Here is a 19,540-nt window from a genome sequence, read left to right as displayed (position 1 = left end):
CTAATTCCGGCATCATTGAGACGTAGAAGTGCGCAGCGAAAGGGCATACATGTCAGGGAAGCAGAATCCGGGAAATGGCGCCGGGCTCACTAAGGAGCAGCGGCGTGCGCGTGCCCGCGAGGTAGCCAAACGCATGGCTGCTGAGGAGGCGGCGCGCAAGCGACGGAACATCATCATCAGCTGGATTGTGGGCATTGTGGTGGTGGCGCTCGTTGGCGGCCTCGTTTGGTACATCGTGAGTGAGGGCAGCAAGCAGTCAGCTTCGCAGGGCAGTACCACGTCGCAGTCAGCGAGCGGGGATCCGCAACTCACCGCCACGAAGCGCGGCACCGATAACCTCGCTAATCTTCCTCAGAATACGGATCAGTACGGCGGCATCCCCGTGGGTTCCAGCCTTAAGGCCGGCACCTCCAATGAGGGCGTACCAAACGTGACGGTTTACTACGACTTCATGTGCATCTACTGCAACCAGTTGGAGCACCAGTACGCGGATCAGCTGACGGAGCTCGCTAAGGAAGGCAAGATCACGCTCACCTACGCGCCCGTCCGGATTTTCCAGGATGAGTTCTCCTCGAAGGCCGCGCAGGCGGAGTACTGGATGGCTGAGAACCAGCCGGATCTGTTCCTCAAGTTCCACAATCAGATGTTCTCCGAGGTTATGTGGCCCATGTTTGAAAATGGTGAGCCCAGTACCACGCCGGAGAATTCCGAGCTCACCCGTGTGGCGAAGGAAGTGGGTGTCAAGGACACCAGCGCGTTGCAGAAGGCGCTGGATGATGATGCCTATGCCAGTTTCCTCACCGCTCAGGGCAAGCAGTTCCAGGCGGACGGCTTCACCGGCACTCCCACCGTGCTTATTAATGAGCAGCAGCTGAGCAATTGGCCGGGTGGCGTGCTGCTGACGGCGATTAATCAAGCAATGGCCAAGTAGGTATTTGTTTCATCTTCCACCGGCCCGTAGAATGAGCCGGTCCGCCGCCTTAGCTCAGTTGGTAGAGCGGCTGTCTTGTAAACAGCAGGTCGCAGGTTCGAACCCTGTAGGCGGCTCCAAGTAGCCCCGGCGTCGGGGCTTTGTGCTCCCCGCACATATCGGGTTTCTCGCCGTAACTCACGCGGATGGCGGCCCGTGGCTGTGAGCCGTACGCGTCCGGGAATAGCGGGGCTCATTCACCGTTTATGCTCTTGAATCTTTAATTAACCCGAACGGAGCAACATGGCTGCCACCATGCAACAGAACGAAAACACCCGCGGGACGCAAACGACGTCGAATGGACCGGCGGTACACCGCCCGGCCGAGGAACGTATGGCCGCGGACACCCACATGGGCTACGTCACACTGGATGTGCGCAACATCAACACCATGCGCAACTTCTACACGAAGGTGGTGGGACTGGATGTCCTGGCCGATAATGCGGACGGCGTAATGCTGGGCCGTGCCGGCGGTGCTCCGATCGTCGCGCTGCACGAGGACCGTACGCTCCCGCTGCGGCCGGAGGGTAGCGCAGGCCTGTTCCACACGGCCATCCTGTTCCAGTCTCCCGCGCACCTGGCCGCTGCCGTGGTCCGGATCGCACGTTACGTGCCGCAGCTGTACACGGGTTCGGGCGATCACTACGTGTCCCAGGCCTTTTATTTGGATGATCCGGAAGGTAACGGCGTGGAGCTGTACGTGGATCGCCCGCGCGAGGAGTGGACGTGGCGTAACGGCCAGGTGCTCATGGGCACGGAATATGTGGACCCGCAGGCGTTCGTCAACCGTCACCTCTCCGAGGAGGCGCTCGGCCGTCCTGACAGCACGACGGTGGGGCACGTGCATCTCCAAGTGGGCGACGTAGCGACGGCCAAGGCGTTCTACGTGGACACGCTGGGCTTTGATCAAACCATGCAGATGGGCCATTCGGCCCTGTTTGTATCCGCCGGCGGCTATCACCACCACATGGCAATGAATACGTGGGGCACGGCGGGTGCCGGATTACGTGTGCCGTCGCTGGGACTCGGACGCGTGGACGTGGTGGTGCCCACCCGTGCGGAAGCGGAGCGTATCCGTGACGCGGCAGGAAAGGCACTGCTCTCCGACGACGGCGCCACCGTCACGGTTGCCGACCCCTGGGCGAATACGCTGCGTTTCGTACCCGCAGCTTAAGTACGACGCCGCTGCTGGCGCGCGGCCTGCTCCGGGGCATAGCCGCCGCAAGGAAACCGGCCTGCGAAGCGCGCCCTGCGGGCCGCGGCACTAGGGGAGCTGCCAGTCGATCGGTTGGCAGCCCTGCTGTTCCAAGAGCGTATTGGCGCGGCTGAACGGGCGGGAGCCGAAGAAGCCGCGCGAGGCGGACAGTGGAGAAGGGTGCGCCGACTCAATGGCGGGCACCTTAGGCATAAGCCGGCGCAACTCCTGCGCCTGACGGCCCCACAGAATGGCCACCAGTGGCTGATCGCGTTCGGCCAGAACGTGAATGGCGCGATCCGTCACCTGTTCCCACCCCTTTCCGCGGTGGGACGCGGGCTTGCCGGGTTGCACGGTGAGCACTCTGTTGAGCAGCATCACCCCACGGTCGCACCACGGCGTGAGGTCTCCACTACTGGGGGCGGGCGCGCCGACGTCGTCGTGAAGTTCCTGGAAAATGTTCTGTAGTGAGCGCGGCACTGGACGCACCGTGGGAGCGACGGAGAAGGAAAGCCCCACGGGGTGACCGGGAGTGGGGTAGGGATCCTGGCCCACGATGAGCACGCGCACCTTTTTCAGCGGATAGGTGAACGCGCGCAACACGTTGCGGCCGGCGGGCTGGTACCCGCGGCCGGCATCCACCTCGGCGCGCAGGAAGGCGCCCATTTGGTGGATCACGGGTTCTACGGGCGCGAGGGCCTCGGCCCAATCCGGATCAATCAGTTCAGAGAGCGGAGTCACGCCACCCAGCCTAGCTGCGGCAAACGGGCGGGGGAGTGAACTTGCCAGCTCGCTTGGGCTAGATGATGGGCGCGGAGGAGCCGGCGCGGATTGTCGGCGGCTGCCTCTAGACTCTGGGGCATGGGTGGGAGAGTGGACATCATTTTGGATGTGGACACGGGAATCGATGATTCCCTGGCCATTGCGTACACGCTTGGAGCGCCGGAAGGGCGGCTCATCGGTGTGGTGAGCACCTATGGAAACGTGACCGAGGCGGTGGGTGCGCGCAACAGCTTGGCGGTGCTGGATCTCCTGGGTGCTCGCGACGTGCCCGTTTACCATGGGCTTACCCATCCGCAGGAGCGGAGTAGCTTCACGGTTTCCTCATCGGCCGCGTTCATTCATGGCGAAAATGGGGTGGGGAATGCGGATCTCCCGGCCTCCTCGCGGGAGGTGAAAGCCGATGGGCTTGCGTTCATTGAGCGCGAAATTCGGGCGCATGCGGCTGCCGGTGTGCCGCTGGTTTACGTTCCTACCGGGACATTCACCAACCTTGCCGCGGTGCTGCGGCGGCATCCCGATCTAGCCGGCATGATACGGGTGGTGGCCATGGGTGGCGCCTATGCGGTACCGGGCAATGTGTCCCCATGGGCGGAAGCCAATATCTCCCAGGATCCGGAGGCCGCCGCGGAGGTGTTTGCCAGCGGAGCAGATCTCACGCTGGTGGGGCTGGATGTCACCCATCAAACGGTCCTCACTGCCCAGCAGGCGGAACGGTGGCGTGCCGCAGGCACCGCGGCTGGGCGCTTCTTTGCGGATATGGTGCTGCACTACATCGGCGCATACGCGGTGAACTCGCCGAAATTAGGCGGGTGTGGCCTTCATGACCCGCTGGCGGCTGCCGTGGCCCTGACACCTGCCCTCGTGGGGACTGAGGTGGTAGCGCTAACCGCCGAAACCGAGGGTGAACAACGGGGCCGTACGCGAGCGGTTGCTCCTGGCGAGGGTCTGGGCGGCGTGGTCAATGTGGCACGCACCGTCCGCGTGGACCAATTCATTGACATGTTTATGGAGCGCACCCTGCGCGTGATTAGCCGTGGATAAAGAGTTTGGGGAGCGGGACGAAGGAACCGGCATGGATTCTGGGGCCGCATCGCGCTGGAAAGGCATGGCGCCGGCGCTGACCGGGGAGCAGCGGGCCGTGCTGCAGCTCGAAAAAGAATGGTCCGGGCGGTACTCCACGAAAGCCGCGGCCATCCGAGCGGCCGGTTTTAAACCAACGCACTACTACCTGGTGCTGCGGAGTCTCCTCGAAGCACCGGCGGCCGAGCTTGAGGAGCCGGAGCTTATCCGCCGGCTGCGACGTTTAAGAGATCGGCGCGTGCGCGAGCGCGGCGGCCGCGTGGACGGATAGGGTATGCGCGTGAGCGAGTTTCCCGAAGATGAATTTGACCGCCTTGCGGATGAACGTCGCGGTGCCGGTGTGGCTGGTGCGCATCGGCAGCATCACTCCAATAAGGCCTGGTGGATTGCCCTGGTGGTAATCCTCATTGCTGCACCCCTCATTGGGTGGGGTGCGGTGCAGGCGGTTGGGAACCGCTATACGACCGGGACGGCGTCGACACTCCCGAGCGCAACGGCGGCCAGTACGGCTCCGGCCGCGGAGCAGGCAACGGAACAAGCAACGGAGCCGGCCACCACACCCACGACGGAAACAACCGCTGCACCCGCCACGGAGAGCCCGTCGGCCACGCCGTCTACGGCGGCGGTACTGAGCCGGCCGGTACTGGTTCTTAATGCCACCGGTATCAACGGCTACGCGGCGCAGATTCAGGGGCAGCTTCAGAACGCCGGGTGGACCAACGTGAGTATCGGCACCTATAAGTATGCGCGGCCCTCGCAGTCGCAGATCTACTATCCGGCTGCCACGGATGCGGACACGGTGACGGCGCTTGGTAGCCAGCTGGGGATCTCGGATTTCCGTCAGAACGCGCAGGCCACCGGCGGTGACCAGATTGTGGTGGTGCTGGCGCACTAGCCTGCCGGCGGTCCAGCCTGCCGGCGCGAGTGCACCAATGCGCAGAAGTTGAGCGGAATCGGCTCAAGGCGGAATTACTTGCGGACGTAGAAAATGGCGTCATTGCGCGCGAATCTTCCGAAAAGTATGCGTGCGATCCCAGCCTATTTCGAGCTTGCACTCTCTGGCTGCGAGTGCCAGAATCTTAGTTGGCACTCGGAGGGTTCGAGTGATAATTCTTGCCGGCTCGTGAGAGGTGGTGGGTGGCGAAACAGGATCGTCACCCACCAGTTCGGCCGTCGCGGGCGCGTGCCGGGAATAGTGCTAAGGAGATGCAATGGCAAAGACCATCGCTTTCGATGAGGAGGCGCGCCGCTCCATGGAGCGCGGCCTCAACCAGCTGGCGAACACCGTCAAGGTGACGCTGGGGCCCAAGGGCCGCAATGTGGTGCTGGACAAGAAGTACGGCGCCCCCACCATTACTAATGACGGCGTGTCCATCGCCAAGGAAATTGACCTTGAGGATCCGTACGAGCGTATCGGTGCGGAACTGGTCAAGGAAGTTGCCAAGAAGACGGACGACGTTGCCGGTGACGGCACCACCACCGCTACGGTGCTGGCGCAGGCGCTGGTTCACGAAGGCCTCCGCAACGTGGCGGCCGGCGCGAACCCGGTGGGCGTGAAGAAGGGCATCGATAAGGCTGTGAAGGCCGTTGTGGATGAGCTGCTGAAGGGCGCCACCGAGGTGGAGACCCAGGAGCAGATTGCTTCCGCCGCCGCCATTTCCGCGGGCGATGAGGAAATCGGCAAGAAGATTGCCGAGGCCATGAGCAAGGCCGGCAAGGAAGGCGTCATCACCGTTGAGGAGTCCAACGGTCTGGAGCTGGAGCTGGAGCTGACCGAAGGCATGTCCTTCGATAAGGGCTACCTCTCTCCTTACTTCGTGACGGATGCTGACCGTCAGGAGGCCGTGCTCGATAACCCCTACATCCTCCTGGTGGATCACAAGATCTCCAACGTGAAGGATCTGCTCCCGGTGCTGGAAAAGGTTATGCAGTCCGGCAAGCCGCTCCTCATCGTGGCTGAGGACGTTGAGGGTGAGCCGCTGGCCACCCTGGTTGTCAACAAGATCCGTGGCACGTTCAAGTCCGCCGCCGTTAAGGCCCCGGGCTTCGGCGATCGCCGCAAGGAGATGCTGCAGGATATGGCCATCCTGACCGGTGGCCAGGTTATTTCTGACACGGTGGGCCTCAAGCTGGAGAACACCACGCTGGACCTGCTGGGCCAGGCCCGCTCCGTGACCATCACCAAGGATTCCACCACCATCGTGGATGGCTCCGGCGATCAGGAAGCAATCGACGCTCGCGTCAAGCAGATCCGCGGCCAGATTGAGAACTCCACCTCCGAATATGACACGGAGAAGCTGCAGGAGCGCCTGGCCAAGTTGGCCGGCGGCGTGGCCGTCATCAAGGCGGGCGCTGCTACCGAGGTTGAGCTCAAGGAGCGCAAGCACCGCATCGAAGATGCTGTGCGTAACGCTCAGGCCGCCGTGGCCGAGGGCATCGTCGCCGGTGGCGGCGTGGCTCTGGTCCAGGCCGGCGAGCGTGCCTTCCCGACCCTTCACCTGGAGGGTGACGAGGCCGTCGGTGCGAACATCGTCAAGGTGGCCATTGAGGCTCCGCTCAAGCAGATCGCCATCAACGCCGGCCTCGAAGGCGGCGTGGTAGCGGAGAAGGTGCGCACGCTCCCGAACAATGAGGGCTTCAACGCCGCCACGGACACCTACGAGAACCTGGTGGAAGCCGGCGTTATTGACCCGGTCAAGGTGACGCGTTCGGCGCTCCAGAACGCCGCGTCCATCGCGGGCCTGTTCCTCACCACCGAAGCTGTTGTGGCTGACAAGCCTGAGCCGCCGGCACCGGCCGCTGGCGCCGACGCCGCGGGCGCTGGAATGTACTAAAGCCCACGCTGGTTTCCGGCGATAGGTAACAGGTGGAGGCCCGGCACGTGTGCCGGGCCTCCACTTTTGTCTGCGGTAATAAGCGCCTTAGCGCCCCTCCGTCTGTTCGCCGGCGGGAGTAGTCGGATCCTGGCTGCGGCGCACCTCCTCAATCTCTCGCATCAGCTCGCTGGTGACCGCGCGAAATTCCTGGGTACGCTGCTTATCTGCCAGCGGGGAGTTCGCATTGCATTCTGCGGCGTCCCGCTGTTCGCGCGCCTCCCGGGCGGCCTTAGAGCGGCGCTCAATTGCTTCGAGTGCGCGGGTGGCCACCTCTTTGCGGTGCTGGCGCGCGGCCGACCTCTGTGCGGTGTCCGGTACGGAGCTCCCGGGTGCCGACGTCGTGGCGCGAACCGGAGCCCTCTCGTTTGAGAGTTGGTCCACGCTGGTTTCCAGGGTGGAACGCCCGGCAGTAGTGTCCGCCGGCGTCTCGAGCGTGGTGCGCTCCGTGCCCGTCTGCGCCACGTTATCGCCACCCGCTGCGATAATGCCGGTGCGGTTACCTGTATCGCCTGCTGTATTCACGCCTACGGGCGTGATGCCGGTAGTGGTTTCTGCGGCACGTGCCATGACGCGTTCGAGCGGATTCATGGGATCCGGCAGTGCGGGCGCGGACTGCCGAAGCGTGGCGAACGCGGATACCCGTTTGGGAACGCGGGTTCCGCTCGGCGTGGATATCGTTGCGTGCACTCCAGGATGAGCCACCGGTGTGGGTAGCACGCGGGCGAGCGGCACCACCGTGGTACTTGGCGCCGTCGCAGTATCGGGCCCCGGGGTGGACGCGGCGACGTCGTCGGCGGAAGGTACGCGGGTGGCGGCCTCAGCGTCCATACGCGAAATGCTGCGGCGCAAACGCTGTGCTTCGGCCTCGAGGTTCTGGCGTGCGCGGTCCTCCCACGGTTTCGTGCCCGGACCCGCGAAAAGGTGCTTGCGTGCCAGGAAACGCTCGACAATACGGAGGCGGGCGCGAACGAATACGCTGGGCGGAATGGCGGCGTACTCCTGACGAATCTCCGCCGTGTATTTCTTGTAGGCCTGCGGGGTGGAGGCAAGTACGGCCAGGTGGGCGTCGCGAAGGGCAATAACGCCCAGCAGATCCCCGCCCGCGGCGTCGCGATGATGGTGCGTAGCGGGATCGCTCCCCGGGGCGGCACCGACCGTGAATGCGCCCGGCTTCATGGTTGATCCCATGGCGTAGCGCATACCAAGGATCAGTGAAGATACGGCTGTGGCGCGATTCTCTGGCACCCCCAGACCAATGAGTTCGCGCCGGGCGAAACCGGCTGAGGCGCCCTCATCCTCACCGCCGCGGCCCGAAAGTGCGGCCTCCGGTTCCGTGGAGAATTCGACCCCGTGGTACCACATGGCGAGCGTGACCAACTCCGGATGACGCACCTCCGGCATGAAGGACTCCAGCTTTGAGAGGCACGTGATGAGGTGGTGCAACCCGTGGAACGCACGCTCGGGTGCACTCCAGCGGGCAATCAGGCGGTCATAAACCACGCTCAACTGCTCCTGTGGCAGCTGGCATCCGGCCTCCTGGACCGCGCTGATGTATGACTTGCGCAGCCACACCGGCAGATCAGCCATCGCTCTCCTTTCAGAACGCGACGAGTCTAGCTACTCTCGGCACATTCCGTGGTGGAGTGGTGTTGCTCTGCCGCCGGCTTGACAATGGCGCGTAGAAGGACCGGCGCTGGGACGGCCCCGGGGGGGGAAAAAAAGTGAGAGGTGGTTCGTAAGACGGCGGGGAGGCGGGACGGGGTACTGGCGTCCCGCGTTGATGCGGCGCCAACCGCTCCGATTGAACTACCGTAAGGGGGTGACTTTCCAGCAAGCCGTGCGCCCCCGCCCGCGGGTAGCGCTCATCACGGGCGGTACCTCAGGGATTGGGCTCGCTTTTGCGGACCTATTGGCCGCGGAGGGATGCGATCTGGTTCTGGTAGCCCGGCACGCGGATGCGCTGGCCCGTACCGCAGCGCGGTTCCCCGGCGTCCACGTGGAAACCATTCCCGCGGATCTCACGGACCCGAAGGGTGTGGACGCGGTGCTGGCACGGCTTGATTCGCCGGATCGCCCCGTTGATGTGCTGGTGAATAACGCGGGCCAGGGCCTCTACGCATCCCTGGCGTCGCGGGATACGGCGGCACTGGAGCGCGGTATCAGCCTCATGGCGACGGTACCGGTGAAACTGGGTGCCCACGCGGCGGCGGCCATGAAGCAGCGTGGGGGAGGCATGATTATCAACATCTCCTCTATCAACAGCTTCGTGCCCTTCGGCCTGTATTCAGCGATCAAGGCACTAGTACGGGTATGGAGTGAATCTCTGGCCGTGGAGCTTACGGGTACCGGTGTGTCATGCACGGCCGTGCTGCCCGGCTGGGTGCATTCCAATTTTCATAAGAACGCGGGTGGCAAGCGGTCCAATATTCCCGATGCACTGTGGCTGGAACCGGACGTGGTAGCACGGGAAGGACTGGCGGCGGCGAAAGAGGGTAGGCTCCGGTGCACGCCGTCGATCCGCTACAAGGTGATTGGATGGTTTGCGGAACATGCACCGCGCGGCATTGTGGCCGCGGTAAGCCGGCGCATCAACGGTGCGTCCCCTGTACAAAACGGTGAAAGAAACGGTGAAGGAGCCGTACGGTGAGCGATCTGGTACCTCTCGACCCATATTTCGATGAAGGCAAGGAACGGCATCGGCACCGCCTGCGGAAATTGGTGACGCGCCCGATCATGTCCACGGTGGTGCGCCCGACGGTGCTTGGTGAGGAGAACGTCGAGGATCTCGAGGGTGCTTTCATCCTGGTCCCCAACCATTCTTCCCACCTGGACGCGCCCATGGTGTTTTCGCTGCTGCCGGACAAACTGACCGAGCACCTGGCCACCGGTGCCGCCGCGGACTATTTTTATCGCCGCCCAGCCATCGCCCGGCTCACCTCCGCATTTTTTAACACCTACCCGGTGGTGCGCCGGTCCAGCGGCGGGAACGCGAAAAAGCAGGCGCGCGCTCGCGGCATGACGGGCCGTCTCCTCGGCGCCGGCGTCCCCATCCTGATTTTCCCGGAGGGCACCCGCTCACGAACCGGTAAGCTGGGCACCCCGAAGGCCGGCGCGGCGGCACTCGCTCAGAAGTACGATGTGCCAATCGTGCCCATTGCTATGTCAGGTGGGCACGAAGCCATGCCCGTAGGTTCCGCATTCCCGAAACTCGGTTCCGAGGTGCAATTGTTCATCGGCCGCCCCATGTACGGGCGTGAGGACGAATCGGCGGACTCGTATATGGAGCGTGTATTCCACGCCATCGAGCTCATGCTCGAGCAGAAGAGCGCCCACCCCGTGGACGAGGATGGTTCCAACCCGTTTAGTTCGACGCCGTAGCCGCACGGCGGTTGCTGGCCTGCGCCGTGTCCTGCGCCCGTGGCTTTACTGTGCGGACGTATTCTCCTTTTCCGTGCCGAGCGGGAAGGCAAGACGAATGGTGAGCCCGCCGCCGGGCGTTTGGAGCGCGTGCGCCGATCCTCCGTGCGCTGCCATCACCGCCGCGACAATGGCGAGGCCCAGTCCCGAGCCGCCGGACTGTCGGGAGCGTGAGGTGTCCGTGCGGTAGAAGCGCTCGAATATGCGGTCCGCCTTGTCGGCCGGAACCCCCGGGCCGTGGTCCTGTACGTCCACAAAGGCCTGGTTTCCTGCCGTACTGAGCACCACCTCGACGGGAGTACCGGCTGGCGTGTGGGTGAGCACATTGGAAAGCAGGTTTGTGATCATCTGGGTCACCCGGTTCTGGTCCGCGGTGACAATGATGGCCGGCGGCTCCGAGCCATTCGGGCCTGTCACCGCCGCGGGGTGCGAATCATCGCGCACGCGTAGATCAGACACGGCGTCCTCCGCCACGGCGCGCAGGTTCACCCTGGAAAGCGAGAGCGGACGGCCCTCATCCAGCCGCGCCAGCTGGAGGAGATCCTGCACCAGGCCGGACATGCGATTTGCTTCGCTCTCGATGCGGCCGATTGACTGGTCCATCTTGTCCACCGGAATGCCGCCCAGTCGGTACAACTCCGCGTAACCGCGTACGGTGGCCAGGGGCGTGCGCAACTCATGTGAAGCATCCGAGACGAATTGGCGCATGCGCCGCTCCGAGGCCTCCTTCTTATTGAAGGCCTGCTCAATGTGGCTGAGCATCATGTTGATTGAGGTGGCCAGCTGCCCCACCTCATCTTCATCGTGCCCGTGCGGTACACGCATGGCCAGGTTGCCGGCGGCGATGGAATGGGTGGACACCTCGATATCGTGAAGCGACCGAAGCGTGCGGCGCACGGACGCCCACACGAGAATGGCGCCCAGCACGGCGAGGGCTAGCGCGGTGAACAGGAACACGGTGAACAGCCGGGTGACGTTGCGCTGCACGGGGGAGAACGGTTGGCCAATCACCACCTTGCCCACCTCCAGGTGGGTGCCGCTGCCGGAGGTGACCACGGACTGCACCAGCACGCGCCAGTCTTTACCCTGCGTGCCATCCACGGTGACCGGGCGGTTGGTGGCGCTGTTAAGTAGCGCGGTGATATTGGTGGGGCGCCCGAATTCCGCCTGGGTCATCGTGGAAATTTGCTCCGCGGAGGCGCGCCGGCCGGTGGTGGGATCCGTGTAGTCGATGAAAATGTAGTAGTTGGAGATGTTGTAATTGGACGCGCCCGCCTCGCCCACCTCCGCGGGGTTGCCGGCCGCCAGATCCGAGAGAATCTGTTCGCCGACGGTGACGCCCGAGGAGCGCAACTGCTCATCTACCGTCTGAGTGAAATAACGGTACATGAGAACCGTGGACACACAGCCGAGCAGCAGGAAACTGCCGGCTAGGAGTGCCACAAAGATCCACGTGAGCTGGTTCGAGAGCGTGGAGACACGCTGCCGCCGCCCCCTGCGCGTGATGGCCATGAACTACTTTTCGGTCCGCAGTACGTAGCCGATGCCGCGGCGGGTATGGATGAGCGGTTGGAGGTGCTTGGCCTCCTCCGGATCAGTGATACCCAGCCCGTCCGCTGAATCGATTTTGCGGCGCAGATAGGAAATATAGGATTCCACGATGGACATTTCGCCCTGCCAGTTGTAATCCCACACGTGGTCCAGGATCTGGGATTTGGATACCACGCGCTCGGCGTTGATCATGAGGTAGCGCAGAAGCTTGAATTCGGTGGGGGAGAGCTCCACCGGGTGGCCGGCACGCTGGACCTCGTAGGAATCCTCGTTGAGCTCCAGGTCCGCGTAGCGCAGTACGGGGGATTCGTCCGCCGTCGGATGCGTGCGGCGCAGCACGGCACGGATGCGCGCCACCACTTCTTCCAGTGAGAACGGCTTAGTGATGTAATCGTCACCGCCAACGGTGAGGCCCTGCACCTTATCCTCCACGTCATCGCGGGCGGTGAGGAAGAGGACGGGGAGGTCCGCGTTCCGCTCGCGCATGCGCCGGAGCACCTCAAAACCGTCCATGCCGGGCATCATCACGTCCAGGACGGCGAGGTCCACGTGCGAATTAGCCTGATGGGCCAGCGCCTCCTGGCCGTCCGCCGCAGTCAGCACGTTGAATCCCGCGAAATGCAGGGAGGCTGACAGCAGTTCTCGGATCGAGGGTTCGTCATCCACTACCAGAATTGTTTCGGTGTCTTTTTCCGCGCTCATAAGTAACACCCCAGTCTATCTTCCTGTGAGTTTACTGGAAGGGAGCTGGGGTGTTATGGGAAATTTCGGGGCCGCTGGCGCCGGTGTTCTTTGTACGACGCCGGAGTGGCCCCGTAGCGTGGTTTAGTACGCGGTAAAGTCCTTCGCTTCGATCTGAGCCGGCTTCTCGCCGTTCTTGAGGGCGGCAAGACGGGCCTCAACTTCGGCGTCGTTGGAATGGTCCTCAAGCGCGGCGAACTGAGAAGCGAGAGAGGAGGCGGCTACTTCTGCCTTCCCCTGTGCCAGCGCCTCCTGATGCCGTACGCGATCCTCGAAGCGGGCGAGTTCTGAGGTGGGATCCATGACGTTGACGGAAGCGATGGCGTCCTGCACCTGGCTCTGGGCTTCGGCGGAACGCTGACGGGCCACCAGCTGATCCCGCTTATTCTTCAATTCGCCCAGCTTGTCCCGCATCTGTGCGAGCCCGCTCTTGAGCTGGGACACCACCTGCTCCTGGGACTGAATCATCGGCTCGGCGCTCTTGGCCTCCTGCTCGTACTGGAGCTGCTTGGAGATGGCCACCTTGGCCAGATCGTTCCAGTGGTCGGCTTCGCCCTGGTTGCCTGCGGCTGAGGCCTTGTCCGCGGCCTGTGAGGACGCAATAGCCGTCTGGCCCCAATCCTGTGCGGTGCGCACGTCCTCTTTATAGTCCGCCTCCGCGAGCCGCAGGTTGCCGATGGTCACCGCAACGGCGTCCTCCGCTTCCGCGATCGAGTTCGTGTAGTCCCGCACCATCTGATCCAGCATCTTCTGCGGATCCTCGGCGCGGTCCAGGAGAGAGTTGATGTTTGCCTTGGCGAGCTGGGCGATACGCCCCAGGATGGTTTGCTTCTCAGCCATGATTGTCCTTTCTTTGGTACTGGTTAACTGGCTTAGAACGAGCCTCCGCCACCGGAGAAACCGCCTCCACCAAAGCACCGCCGCCTCCACCGAAACTGCCTCCGCCACCGGAGAAACCGCCAAATCCGCCACCCCAGGAGGAGTGGTGATCATTTAGTAGATCGGAGAGGAGCATACCGGCGAGGAATCCGCCCCAGCCGTTTCCGCCACCTCCACGCTGGCCACGGGACCAGGAATTGTGTGCACCCGTTACGTCCTCCTGGGCGCTGGCAAAAGCCGCGTTCGCGTTTGCGGAGGCGTTTTGATAATCGCCAATGGCGGCAGTCGGATCCGTGCGCGAATCCCCAGCGGCTAGATTCCGCTTGGCCGTAGCCAGACTGGTGCGGGCCGCATTTGAGATGAGCCGCTGGTACTGATTGATGTAGTGGTCCGTTTGCTCAATGATCGCCGCAGCCTGGGCGCGCAGGGCACGGCCGGATTCCACCTGCCGCTGACGCGTATCAGCCGCGGAGCGCACCCCCACCAGGGCCGCATCCAGATCCGCTTCACGCGAGGTGAGGAGCGCAATCCCGGCCAGCGGATCCGCGCCCTGGGCGCTGTATTGTGCAACGGCCTGTTCCGCGGCCGCGCGGGCTGTGGCAATCTCACTATCCGTGCCGCCCAGCCGGCGTGCGTCCTGAATATCCGAGGAAATCGAGGCGATGTGCTCTGTGAGCTTCGCCGCGGCGTCATTGAGCGTGCTCTGTGCGTTCGCAATAGCGCGGTACTTGAGGAGCACGTTGTTCACGGCCTGCTCCACGATCCGCACGTAGGGGACAGCGCCGTTGTTATTTTGTGCGGATATCTGCTCACGCGCGCGGGCAACGGCGTCGTCCGCACCGCTCAGCAGTCCCTCAATTTCCTCCGGGTAGCGGCGGAGTGAGGCGACGGCGGCCGGCGAATACGTGCCCGCCAACGCATCCAGTTGGCCCTTCGCACCGGGCAGACCCTCCCGAATCTCCCGGATTTGGGTTTCAAGCGTTGTGAGCCGGTCCGTTACGTGGGAGGAGAGGTCGCGCAGCTTGCCAAAATCGGCCGCCTGCGCCTTGATAACCGTCTGCGCCTGCTCGGTGAGAGTCAGGATTTGCTGGTTCATCTGGCGCTGTTGCGCGGGCGTTTCGGGCACGTCGTCATCCAGCTGCTTGCGGATCTCAAATGCGGCAGCCACGCGCTGTTGCGCCTGCTGCAGCGTGTTCGCGTATGTTTCCACCGTGGCGAGGCCGAACTGGGCGCGGGCGAACTCCAACTCCGCGCCGGCCTGGCGCACGCCGTCATCCGTAGTAACCAGGGCGCGGGAGGCCCGCTCGGCAAGCGCTTTGAGGTCCGCTGCATCCTGCTTGGCGCTCTGGGACTTCCGGCGCTTCAGGTAGATCACCATCGCGCAGCAGATAAGCACCCCGATGATCGCAACCCAGATGGCGCCGGCGGGAGACGCAGAGTTGTTTGTGCTCCCGGTTCGCGCTTCAAGGTTGCGCAGGACCGCGTTTGCTCCGTCGGCCCACCGCCCGGAGCTAAAATTGCTGATCGCCGAACCGTCAAAGGCGTTCCCCACCGCCGACTGGCCGAAGCTGGCCGAGCCGGAAACATAGGAGTACTCACGGGTGCCCGTAGCAATGGCGATGAGCGAAGCCGTGGATGGCAAGCTGGCATTCCGTGCGGCCTGCGTGGCCCAGGAGGAAGAATCCGCGGAATCAAAACGATCCACGAATACCACGTACACCTCGTATCCGGTGGCTGTTCGGACACTCGCTGCACGGTTTTCCAGCGCGGTGAGCTCAGCGCTGGTGAGAACGCCCGCCGCATCTGAAACCGTCCCAGAGATAGCAACCTGGCCGGGCGTTTCGGCCATAGCGGGCGGAGCGGAAACCAGCCCCAGAAGCACCCCACACGCCAGCGCCAAAGCACTGAAAATCCGGCGAATCTTCACGGTTCCTCCTTCGCGGCGACGTCGCTAGCAGCCAATGTACCGGCTCCAACAGGATTGTGGTTCTGTAGCCGTAAAACTCAGCTCACACTCCACGAAGCCAACGCTGCGCCACTACTCGCGGGGAAGAGGACTGCTGGACACTACGGCGTCGCGATCAATGGATGTGCCGCGGCCTCGCAGCGCGTTGTTGATTTCATCCTCGTTGCTCACGTTGATCCTGCCGCGGGCGAGACGATCCATGACCAGGGCGATGGCGCCGTCGCCGGTGACGTTTGCCGCTGTGCCGAAGGAATCCACGGCGATGTAGGCGGCGATCATGAGGGCAATGGCTGAATCGTTGAAGCCCAGCATGGAGGTGAGAAGACCGGTAGCGGCCATAATGGCGCCACCCGGTACGCCCGGCGCCGCCACCATGGTGATACCCAGCATGAGGATGAAACCTACCGCCTGGGCGGGGCTCACCTGCAGACCCGTCATCCACACCACGGCGAAGGCGTACAGCGTGATCTTAGTCATTGAACCGGCCAGGTGAATGGTGGCGCACAGCGGAATGGTGAAGCCGGCAACGTTCTTATCCACCCCGTTGGTGAGCGCGCAGCGGTAGGTGACCGGAATGGTGGCGGCGGAGGAGGAGGTGCCAAGCGCCATCGCGTAGGCGGGCAGCATATGGCCAAGCGCCGTGAAGGGATTCTTGTGGGTGATCGAACCGGCCACCAGATACTGGAACAGCAGGTATATAACCGTGAGAACCACGGAAATAAGGAGCACCTCGCCGAAGCTAACGAGTACCTGCGCGAGGTTGCCGTTCATGCCCAGGTCAAGGAACATGCCGAAAATGAAGGGCGGAAGCAGTGGAATGACGAAGCTGGTGATCACCTTCATTACCACATCCTGGAATTCGGTGAGCAGGTGATAGAGACGGTTGGCATTGACGGCGGTCATTGCCACGCCCATGCAGAAAGCCAGGAGCAGGGATGTCATGACGTCCACCGGGGCGGGCATCTCGATGGTGAAATAGGGCTGTAGCTGGCCGGCCGCGATATCCTTTGCGCCTGCCACCTCGGAACGTGGCAGAAGGCGCGGATAGAGGCCACGCGCCACGGTATACGCAAGGAAACCGGCCAAAATCGTTGAAATGTAGGCAATGTCGGTGGTGAGGGCGAGCCACTTACCGGCACCGCGTCCAAGCCCCGCGATAGCCGGTGTAATGAGTGCGAAGATCAATACGGGAACGAAGAAGTTGAGGAAGTTCCCGAACAGAGAGTTATAGGTAGCAAAAACCCGCGCCAGAGGCACGGGGAGGAAGAAGCTGCAGGCGATGCCAAGTAGAATCGCGATCAGCACCCAAAATAGCAGGGAGTGAAAAACGCGCTTCATAGTTACTCCTTGATCGACAGCAATACAAACCGAGGCTAGCGAGATTTTCGCGGGGCTGAAGGCATCGTCCGGAATGTGGGCGTGTGATATTCGCGCCGGGGCGGTTCCGCGGTAGGCCGCTTGTGACGGGGCGATGGCCGCAGGGTGGCCGGCGTCCGAGTGAGATACCGGGCGGAACCGCGGCCGCGGAGTGCGCATCGAGCATTGTGCTGCCACTCACTCAAAAACTCAGGCGGAACCGCGGCCGCGGAGTGCGCATCCGAGGAAATCGGCGGGGCGGGTGCAGGCTGGGTACAATGAGGGGAACAGTGCGCCCGGCCTCGCCGGGCGCTTGTGGTGCGATGACAAAGGAGGGGACATGCCCAGCGGGAAAGTAAAATTCTTCGATGAGAAAAAAGGCTTCGGTTTTATTACCGGGGACGACGGCGTTTCGGTGTACCTTCCTGCCGCGGCCCTGCCGGCTGGTGTGCGCGTCAAGGCCGGTAGCCGAGTGAGCTACGGCGTTGCTGATACGCGCCGCGGCCCCCAGGCGCTCCAGGTAGAGGTGGAGCGCAAAGTGGAATCCCTGATGGCCCGCAACCGGCGCTCGCCGGAGGATATGGCGGCGCTGGTGGAGGATCTCGTCAAGCTCTTGGACCATGCCTCCAATCAACTGCATCGTGGCCACTATCCCGAAAATGGGGCGCCCCTCGCCGCGGCGCTCCGCAAACTAGCGGATGAATTTGATGCCTGAAACATTGACCGTGCGCCCGGAAGTTGAGGCGCGTATACATCCCGGCCCGGCGCCGGAAACTGAAACTGCGCTGGTGGGGGCGCAGGAAGAGGCGTATGACGCCCTGTTGGCCTACGTGCATCACCCTGAATACATCGGTGAGCACGCGGGCTACATTGAGGAGGAGCCTCGCGTACTCACCCAGGCCTGGCACTGCCTGCGGCCGGGGTACCGGGGCTGGTACTGGACGGTGACGATGGCGCGCGCGCCGCGCTCCCGCAAGCCTACCGTGGATGAAGTCTCACTGCTGCCCGGTGATGATTCGCTCCTGGCGCCGCAATGGATCCCCTGGGACGTGCGCCTAGAGGCCGCTAAAGCCGAAATTGAGGAGCGCAAGGAAGCGGAAGCTGCGGAGACAAATACTGAGGTGGTGCGTCCAGCGCGGCGCCGCACGCACAAACAGCGTGACCGTGTGCGGACCGTGACGCGGCGGGACGGTGCCACACGCCTCTCATCGCGTTCGGCGGCGGAGAGCGGACATCATGTCAAGCGGCGCGAGCACAATCGTTTGAGCGCCACGCCCACGCGCACCCTGCAGGCGCGCCGGCGGCAGGTGGTGCGCGGTTCGAGGAAGCGTACGTATCCGGTGGTTGAGTCAGCCTAGTGTTCCGCCTCCAGGGCCGTATCCGGCCGTATGCGTGGGGAAGCCCGGAGGCGATTCCGGGCCTTTTCGGGTATGCGCCGGCGGAGGGGCCGGTGGCCGAGGTGTGGTTCGGTGCCCACCCCGATTGCTCGGCGCTCATCGGGGTGGGGGCGGACGCGCCCCTTTTTGAGCCCGCCCAGCTTTATCCGTCGCGTGCCGGAACGGAACCGGTCACTCCGGATGCGGCCGGTTCCGTCACGGGCGCTGCGCTTCTCATTGACTACGTAGCCGCCCACCCGACCGAGGCACTGGGCGGCACGGTAGCGGCGGAGCGCGGCGGTGCCCTGCCGTATCTCCTCAAGCTCATCGCGCCGGCCCAGCCGCTTTCACTCCAGGTGCATCCCAGCGTGGCACAGGCGGAAGCGGGCTTTGCCCGAGAAGAGGCGGCGGGCATTCCGCGGACGGCCCGAGAACGCTCCTACAGGGATCGCAATCACAAGCCGGAACTGGCTTTCGCGCTGGCGCCGTTCGAGGCGCTCGCGGGTTTCCGCACGGTGCACCGGATTGCCGAGATCCTCGGTACGCTCCATGTTCCCGTGGCGGATCGGCTGCACGGCCTCCTGGCCGAAGTGGGGGTGGCGGGCATTTTCCGTCACCTGCTCTCCGCGGCCACCCGCCCTCAAGCCTCCGAGATTGCGCAGGTGGTGACGGCGTGCGAGCGCCGGCTTGCCCGCGGTGATTCGCCCTCCCCGCGTGCGGACCGCATCGCCATTGACATTGCCGGGCGCTATCCGAATGATCCGGGTGTTATTGCTTCCCTGCTGCTTAACCCCGTGTCCCTCCGGCCCGGCGAGGCGCTGTTTATTCCCGAGGGAACGGTGCACGCCTATCTGCGTGGCATAGCTGTGGAGATCATGGCGACGTCGGACAATGTGCTGCGCGCGGGCCTCACGGCAAAACACATCGACGTGCCCGAGCTGCTTCGCATTATGGATGATTCCGCGGCTCCGCCAATCCGCATTGCGCCCGAGCGTATGAGCCCCGAGGTGTCCACGTTCTACGCGCCGGTGGATGAGTTTGAGCTTTCGTCCGTTGTGCTTACGGATGCCACCGCCACGGTGCGGCTGCGTTCCCGTGGTCCGCGCACGCTCGTGTGTCTTGAGGGTGCCACCCAGGTATTTGCCGGCGGTGAGCGTGTTTACCTCAACGCGGGGCAGGCGTTATTCATCCCCGATGCTGACGGCGTGGCCGCGTTGCGCGGGGTGGCGCGCGTGGTGGTTGCGACGGTGCCGTAGTCTGTAACGACGTCGGTGCGGGTACGTTTGGGCCGCGGCGTCGACGGTTGTGAAAATACCCACCCCCACTGCGCAAAACCGCGGGAATCTCGCTA

General features: G+C 63.6%; 18 protein-coding genes and 1 tRNA gene. 12 read left to right on the top strand and 7 right to left on the bottom strand.

The annotated features are described in order from the left end of the window. Positions 1-49: 49 nt before the first annotated feature. The 3 genes from EIH27_RS05730 (at position 50) to EIH27_RS05720 (ending at position 2,143) form a co-directional block, all read left to right on the top strand. The gene (locus EIH27_RS05730; RefSeq protein ID WP_124039939.1) at positions 50-931 is read left to right on the top strand and encodes a DsbA family protein; all 882 of its coding nucleotides are present in this window, start codon (positions 50-52) and stop codon (positions 929-931) included. A 43-nt stretch (positions 932-974) separates the two neighbouring features. After that, a tRNA-Thr gene (locus tag EIH27_RS05725) sits at positions 975-1,050 on the top strand. 175 nt (positions 1,051-1,225) lie between these two features. Further along, positions 1,226-2,143 (top strand): VOC family protein, encoded by a 918-nt coding sequence (locus EIH27_RS05720; protein WP_206424891.1) that lies wholly within the window; start codon positions 1,226-1,228, stop codon positions 2,141-2,143. 90 nt (positions 2,144-2,233) lie between these two features. Here EIH27_RS05720 and EIH27_RS05715 read toward each other — a convergent pair whose 3' ends face one another. Beyond that, on the bottom strand, positions 2,234-2,914 hold the full coding sequence (locus EIH27_RS05715) for a uracil-DNA glycosylase (protein WP_420892147.1): 681 nt from the start codon (positions 2,912-2,914) through the stop codon (positions 2,234-2,236). Positions 2,915-3,025: 111 nt separating this feature from the next. Here EIH27_RS05715 and EIH27_RS05710 point away from each other — a divergent pair, with 111 nt between their 5' ends. The 4 genes from EIH27_RS05710 to groL all read left to right on the top strand — a co-directional run bounded on the left by EIH27_RS05710 (position 3,026) and on the right by groL (position 6,861). Next, on the top strand, positions 3,026-3,988 hold the full coding sequence (locus EIH27_RS05710) for a nucleoside hydrolase (RefSeq protein WP_124039937.1): 963 nt from the start codon (positions 3,026-3,028) through the stop codon (positions 3,986-3,988). A 31-nt stretch (positions 3,989-4,019) separates the two neighbouring features. After that, positions 4,020-4,298: a DUF3263 domain-containing protein gene (locus EIH27_RS05705; RefSeq protein ID WP_164461611.1), complete on the top strand. Its 279-nt coding sequence runs from the start codon at positions 4,020-4,022 to the stop codon at positions 4,296-4,298. A 9-nt stretch (positions 4,299-4,307) separates the two neighbouring features. Further along, positions 4,308-4,922 (top strand): LytR C-terminal domain-containing protein, encoded by a 615-nt coding sequence (locus tag EIH27_RS05700; RefSeq protein ID WP_241152983.1) that lies wholly within the window; start codon positions 4,308-4,310, stop codon positions 4,920-4,922. A gap of 316 nt (positions 4,923-5,238) precedes the next feature. Beyond that, positions 5,239-6,861, top strand: a complete 1,623-nt coding sequence (gene groL / locus EIH27_RS05695) for a chaperonin GroEL (RefSeq protein ID WP_124039934.1) — start codon at positions 5,239-5,241, stop codon at positions 6,859-6,861. 87 nt (positions 6,862-6,948) lie between these two features. Here the strand turns inward: groL and EIH27_RS05690 are convergent, their stop codons facing one another. Further along, positions 6,949-8,490, bottom strand: a complete 1,542-nt coding sequence (locus tag EIH27_RS05690) for an HD domain-containing protein (protein ID WP_124039933.1) — start codon at positions 8,488-8,490, stop codon at positions 6,949-6,951. 232 nt (positions 8,491-8,722) lie between these two features. On the opposite strand from EIH27_RS05690, the gene EIH27_RS05685 reads away from it, so the two are divergent. Both EIH27_RS05685 and EIH27_RS05680 read left to right on the top strand, forming a co-directional pair. Further along, positions 8,723-9,550, top strand: a complete 828-nt coding sequence (locus EIH27_RS05685; RefSeq protein WP_241152982.1) for an SDR family NAD(P)-dependent oxidoreductase — start codon at positions 8,723-8,725, stop codon at positions 9,548-9,550. Next, positions 9,547-10,281, top strand: a complete 735-nt coding sequence (locus EIH27_RS05680; protein WP_124039932.1) for a lysophospholipid acyltransferase family protein — start codon at positions 9,547-9,549, stop codon at positions 10,279-10,281. Before EIH27_RS05685 ends, EIH27_RS05680 begins: the two co-directional genes overlap by 4 nt. Positions 10,282-10,326: 45 nt before the next feature. Here the strand turns inward: EIH27_RS05680 and EIH27_RS05675 are convergent, their stop codons facing one another. The 5 genes from EIH27_RS05675 to EIH27_RS05655 all read right to left on the bottom strand — a co-directional run bounded on the left by EIH27_RS05675 (position 10,327) and on the right by EIH27_RS05655 (position 16,795). Further along, entirely contained in the window at positions 10,327-11,832 is a 1,506-nt protein-coding gene (locus EIH27_RS05675) for a sensor histidine kinase (RefSeq protein WP_124039931.1), read from the bottom strand. Between the two features lie 3 nt (positions 11,833-11,835). Next, on the bottom strand, positions 11,836-12,573 hold the full coding sequence (locus tag EIH27_RS05670) for a response regulator transcription factor (RefSeq protein ID WP_124039930.1): 738 nt from the start codon (positions 12,571-12,573) through the stop codon (positions 11,836-11,838). Positions 12,574-12,696: 123 nt separating this feature from the next. Next, complete coding sequence (locus tag EIH27_RS05665; RefSeq protein WP_124039929.1) at positions 12,697-13,452, bottom strand: PspA/IM30 family protein; 756 nt, start codon at positions 13,450-13,452, stop codon at positions 12,697-12,699. After that, positions 13,445-15,418, bottom strand: a complete 1,974-nt coding sequence (locus tag EIH27_RS08060; protein ID WP_124039928.1) for a TPM domain-containing protein — start codon at positions 15,416-15,418, stop codon at positions 13,445-13,447. The genes EIH27_RS05665 and EIH27_RS08060 overlap by 8 nt, the downstream gene beginning before the upstream one ends. A 111-nt stretch (positions 15,419-15,529) precedes the next feature. Next, the gene (locus EIH27_RS05655) at positions 15,530-16,795 is read right to left on the bottom strand and encodes a dicarboxylate/amino acid:cation symporter (RefSeq protein ID WP_124039927.1); all 1,266 of its coding nucleotides are present in this window, start codon (positions 16,793-16,795) and stop codon (positions 15,530-15,532) included. A gap of 358 nt (positions 16,796-17,153) precedes the next feature. Here EIH27_RS05655 and EIH27_RS05650 point away from each other — a divergent pair, with 358 nt between their 5' ends. The 3 genes from EIH27_RS05650 to manA are packed head-to-tail and all read left to right on the top strand — an operon-like array spanning position 17,154 to position 19,445. After that, the gene (locus EIH27_RS05650) at positions 17,154-17,528 is read left to right on the top strand and encodes a cold-shock protein (protein ID WP_124039926.1); all 375 of its coding nucleotides are present in this window, start codon (positions 17,154-17,156) and stop codon (positions 17,526-17,528) included. Beyond that, positions 17,521-18,171 carry a DUF3027 domain-containing protein gene (locus EIH27_RS05645; RefSeq protein WP_124039925.1) on the top strand — a complete coding sequence of 217 codons (651 nt, stop codon included), beginning with the start codon at positions 17,521-17,523 and terminating at the stop codon, positions 18,169-18,171. The genes EIH27_RS05650 and EIH27_RS05645 overlap by 8 nt, the downstream gene beginning before the upstream one ends. Beyond that, positions 18,171-19,445: a mannose-6-phosphate isomerase, class I gene (gene manA / locus EIH27_RS05640; protein ID WP_124039924.1), complete on the top strand. Its 1,275-nt coding sequence runs from the start codon at positions 18,171-18,173 to the stop codon at positions 19,443-19,445. The genes EIH27_RS05645 and manA overlap by 1 nt, the downstream gene beginning before the upstream one ends. The last annotated feature ends 95 nt before the right edge of the window (positions 19,446-19,540 follow it).

It is taken from the genome of Neoactinobaculum massilliense (assembly GCF_900604955.1).
GTDB lineage: Bacteria > Actinomycetota > Actinomycetes > Actinomycetales > Actinomycetaceae > Neoactinobaculum > Neoactinobaculum massilliense.
The sequence above is the reverse complement of the archived record's forward strand: the minus strand, read 5'-3'. Positions and strand labels throughout refer to the sequence as shown.

Bases quoted from the DNA above. Each gene is read 5' to 3' on its own strand.
- EIH27_RS05690 (WP_124039933.1), bottom strand. From the start codon at position 8,490: ATGGCTGATCTGCCGGTGTGGCTGCGCAAGTCATACATCAGCGCGGTC.
- EIH27_RS05665 (WP_124039929.1), bottom strand. From the start codon at position 13,452: ATGGCTGAGAAGCAAACCATCCTGGGGCGTATCGCCCAGCTCGCCAAG.
- groL (WP_124039934.1), top strand. From the start codon at position 5,239: ATGGCAAAGACCATCGCTTTCGATGAGGAGGCGCGCCGCTCCATGGAG.
- EIH27_RS05710 (WP_124039937.1), top strand. From the start codon at position 3,026: ATGGGTGGGAGAGTGGACATCATTTTGGATGTGGACACGGGAATCGAT.
- EIH27_RS05720 (WP_206424891.1), top strand. From the start codon at position 1,226: ATGCAACAGAACGAAAACACCCGCGGGACGCAAACGACGTCGAATGGA.
- EIH27_RS05670 (WP_124039930.1), bottom strand. From the start codon at position 12,573: ATGAGCGCGGAAAAAGACACCGAAACAATTCTGGTAGTGGATGACGAA.
- EIH27_RS05645 (WP_124039925.1), top strand. From the start codon at position 17,521: ATGCCTGAAACATTGACCGTGCGCCCGGAAGTTGAGGCGCGTATACAT.
- EIH27_RS05675 (WP_124039931.1), bottom strand. From the start codon at position 11,832: ATGGCCATCACGCGCAGGGGGCGGCGGCAGCGTGTCTCCACGCTCTCG.
- EIH27_RS05730 (WP_124039939.1), top strand. From the start codon at position 50: ATGTCAGGGAAGCAGAATCCGGGAAATGGCGCCGGGCTCACTAAGGAG.
- EIH27_RS05705 (WP_164461611.1), top strand. From the start codon at position 4,020: ATGGATTCTGGGGCCGCATCGCGCTGGAAAGGCATGGCGCCGGCGCTG.
- EIH27_RS05655 (WP_124039927.1), bottom strand. From the start codon at position 16,795: ATGAAGCGCGTTTTTCACTCCCTGCTATTTTGGGTGCTGATCGCGATT.
- EIH27_RS05650 (WP_124039926.1), top strand. From the start codon at position 17,154: ATGCCCAGCGGGAAAGTAAAATTCTTCGATGAGAAAAAAGGCTTCGGT.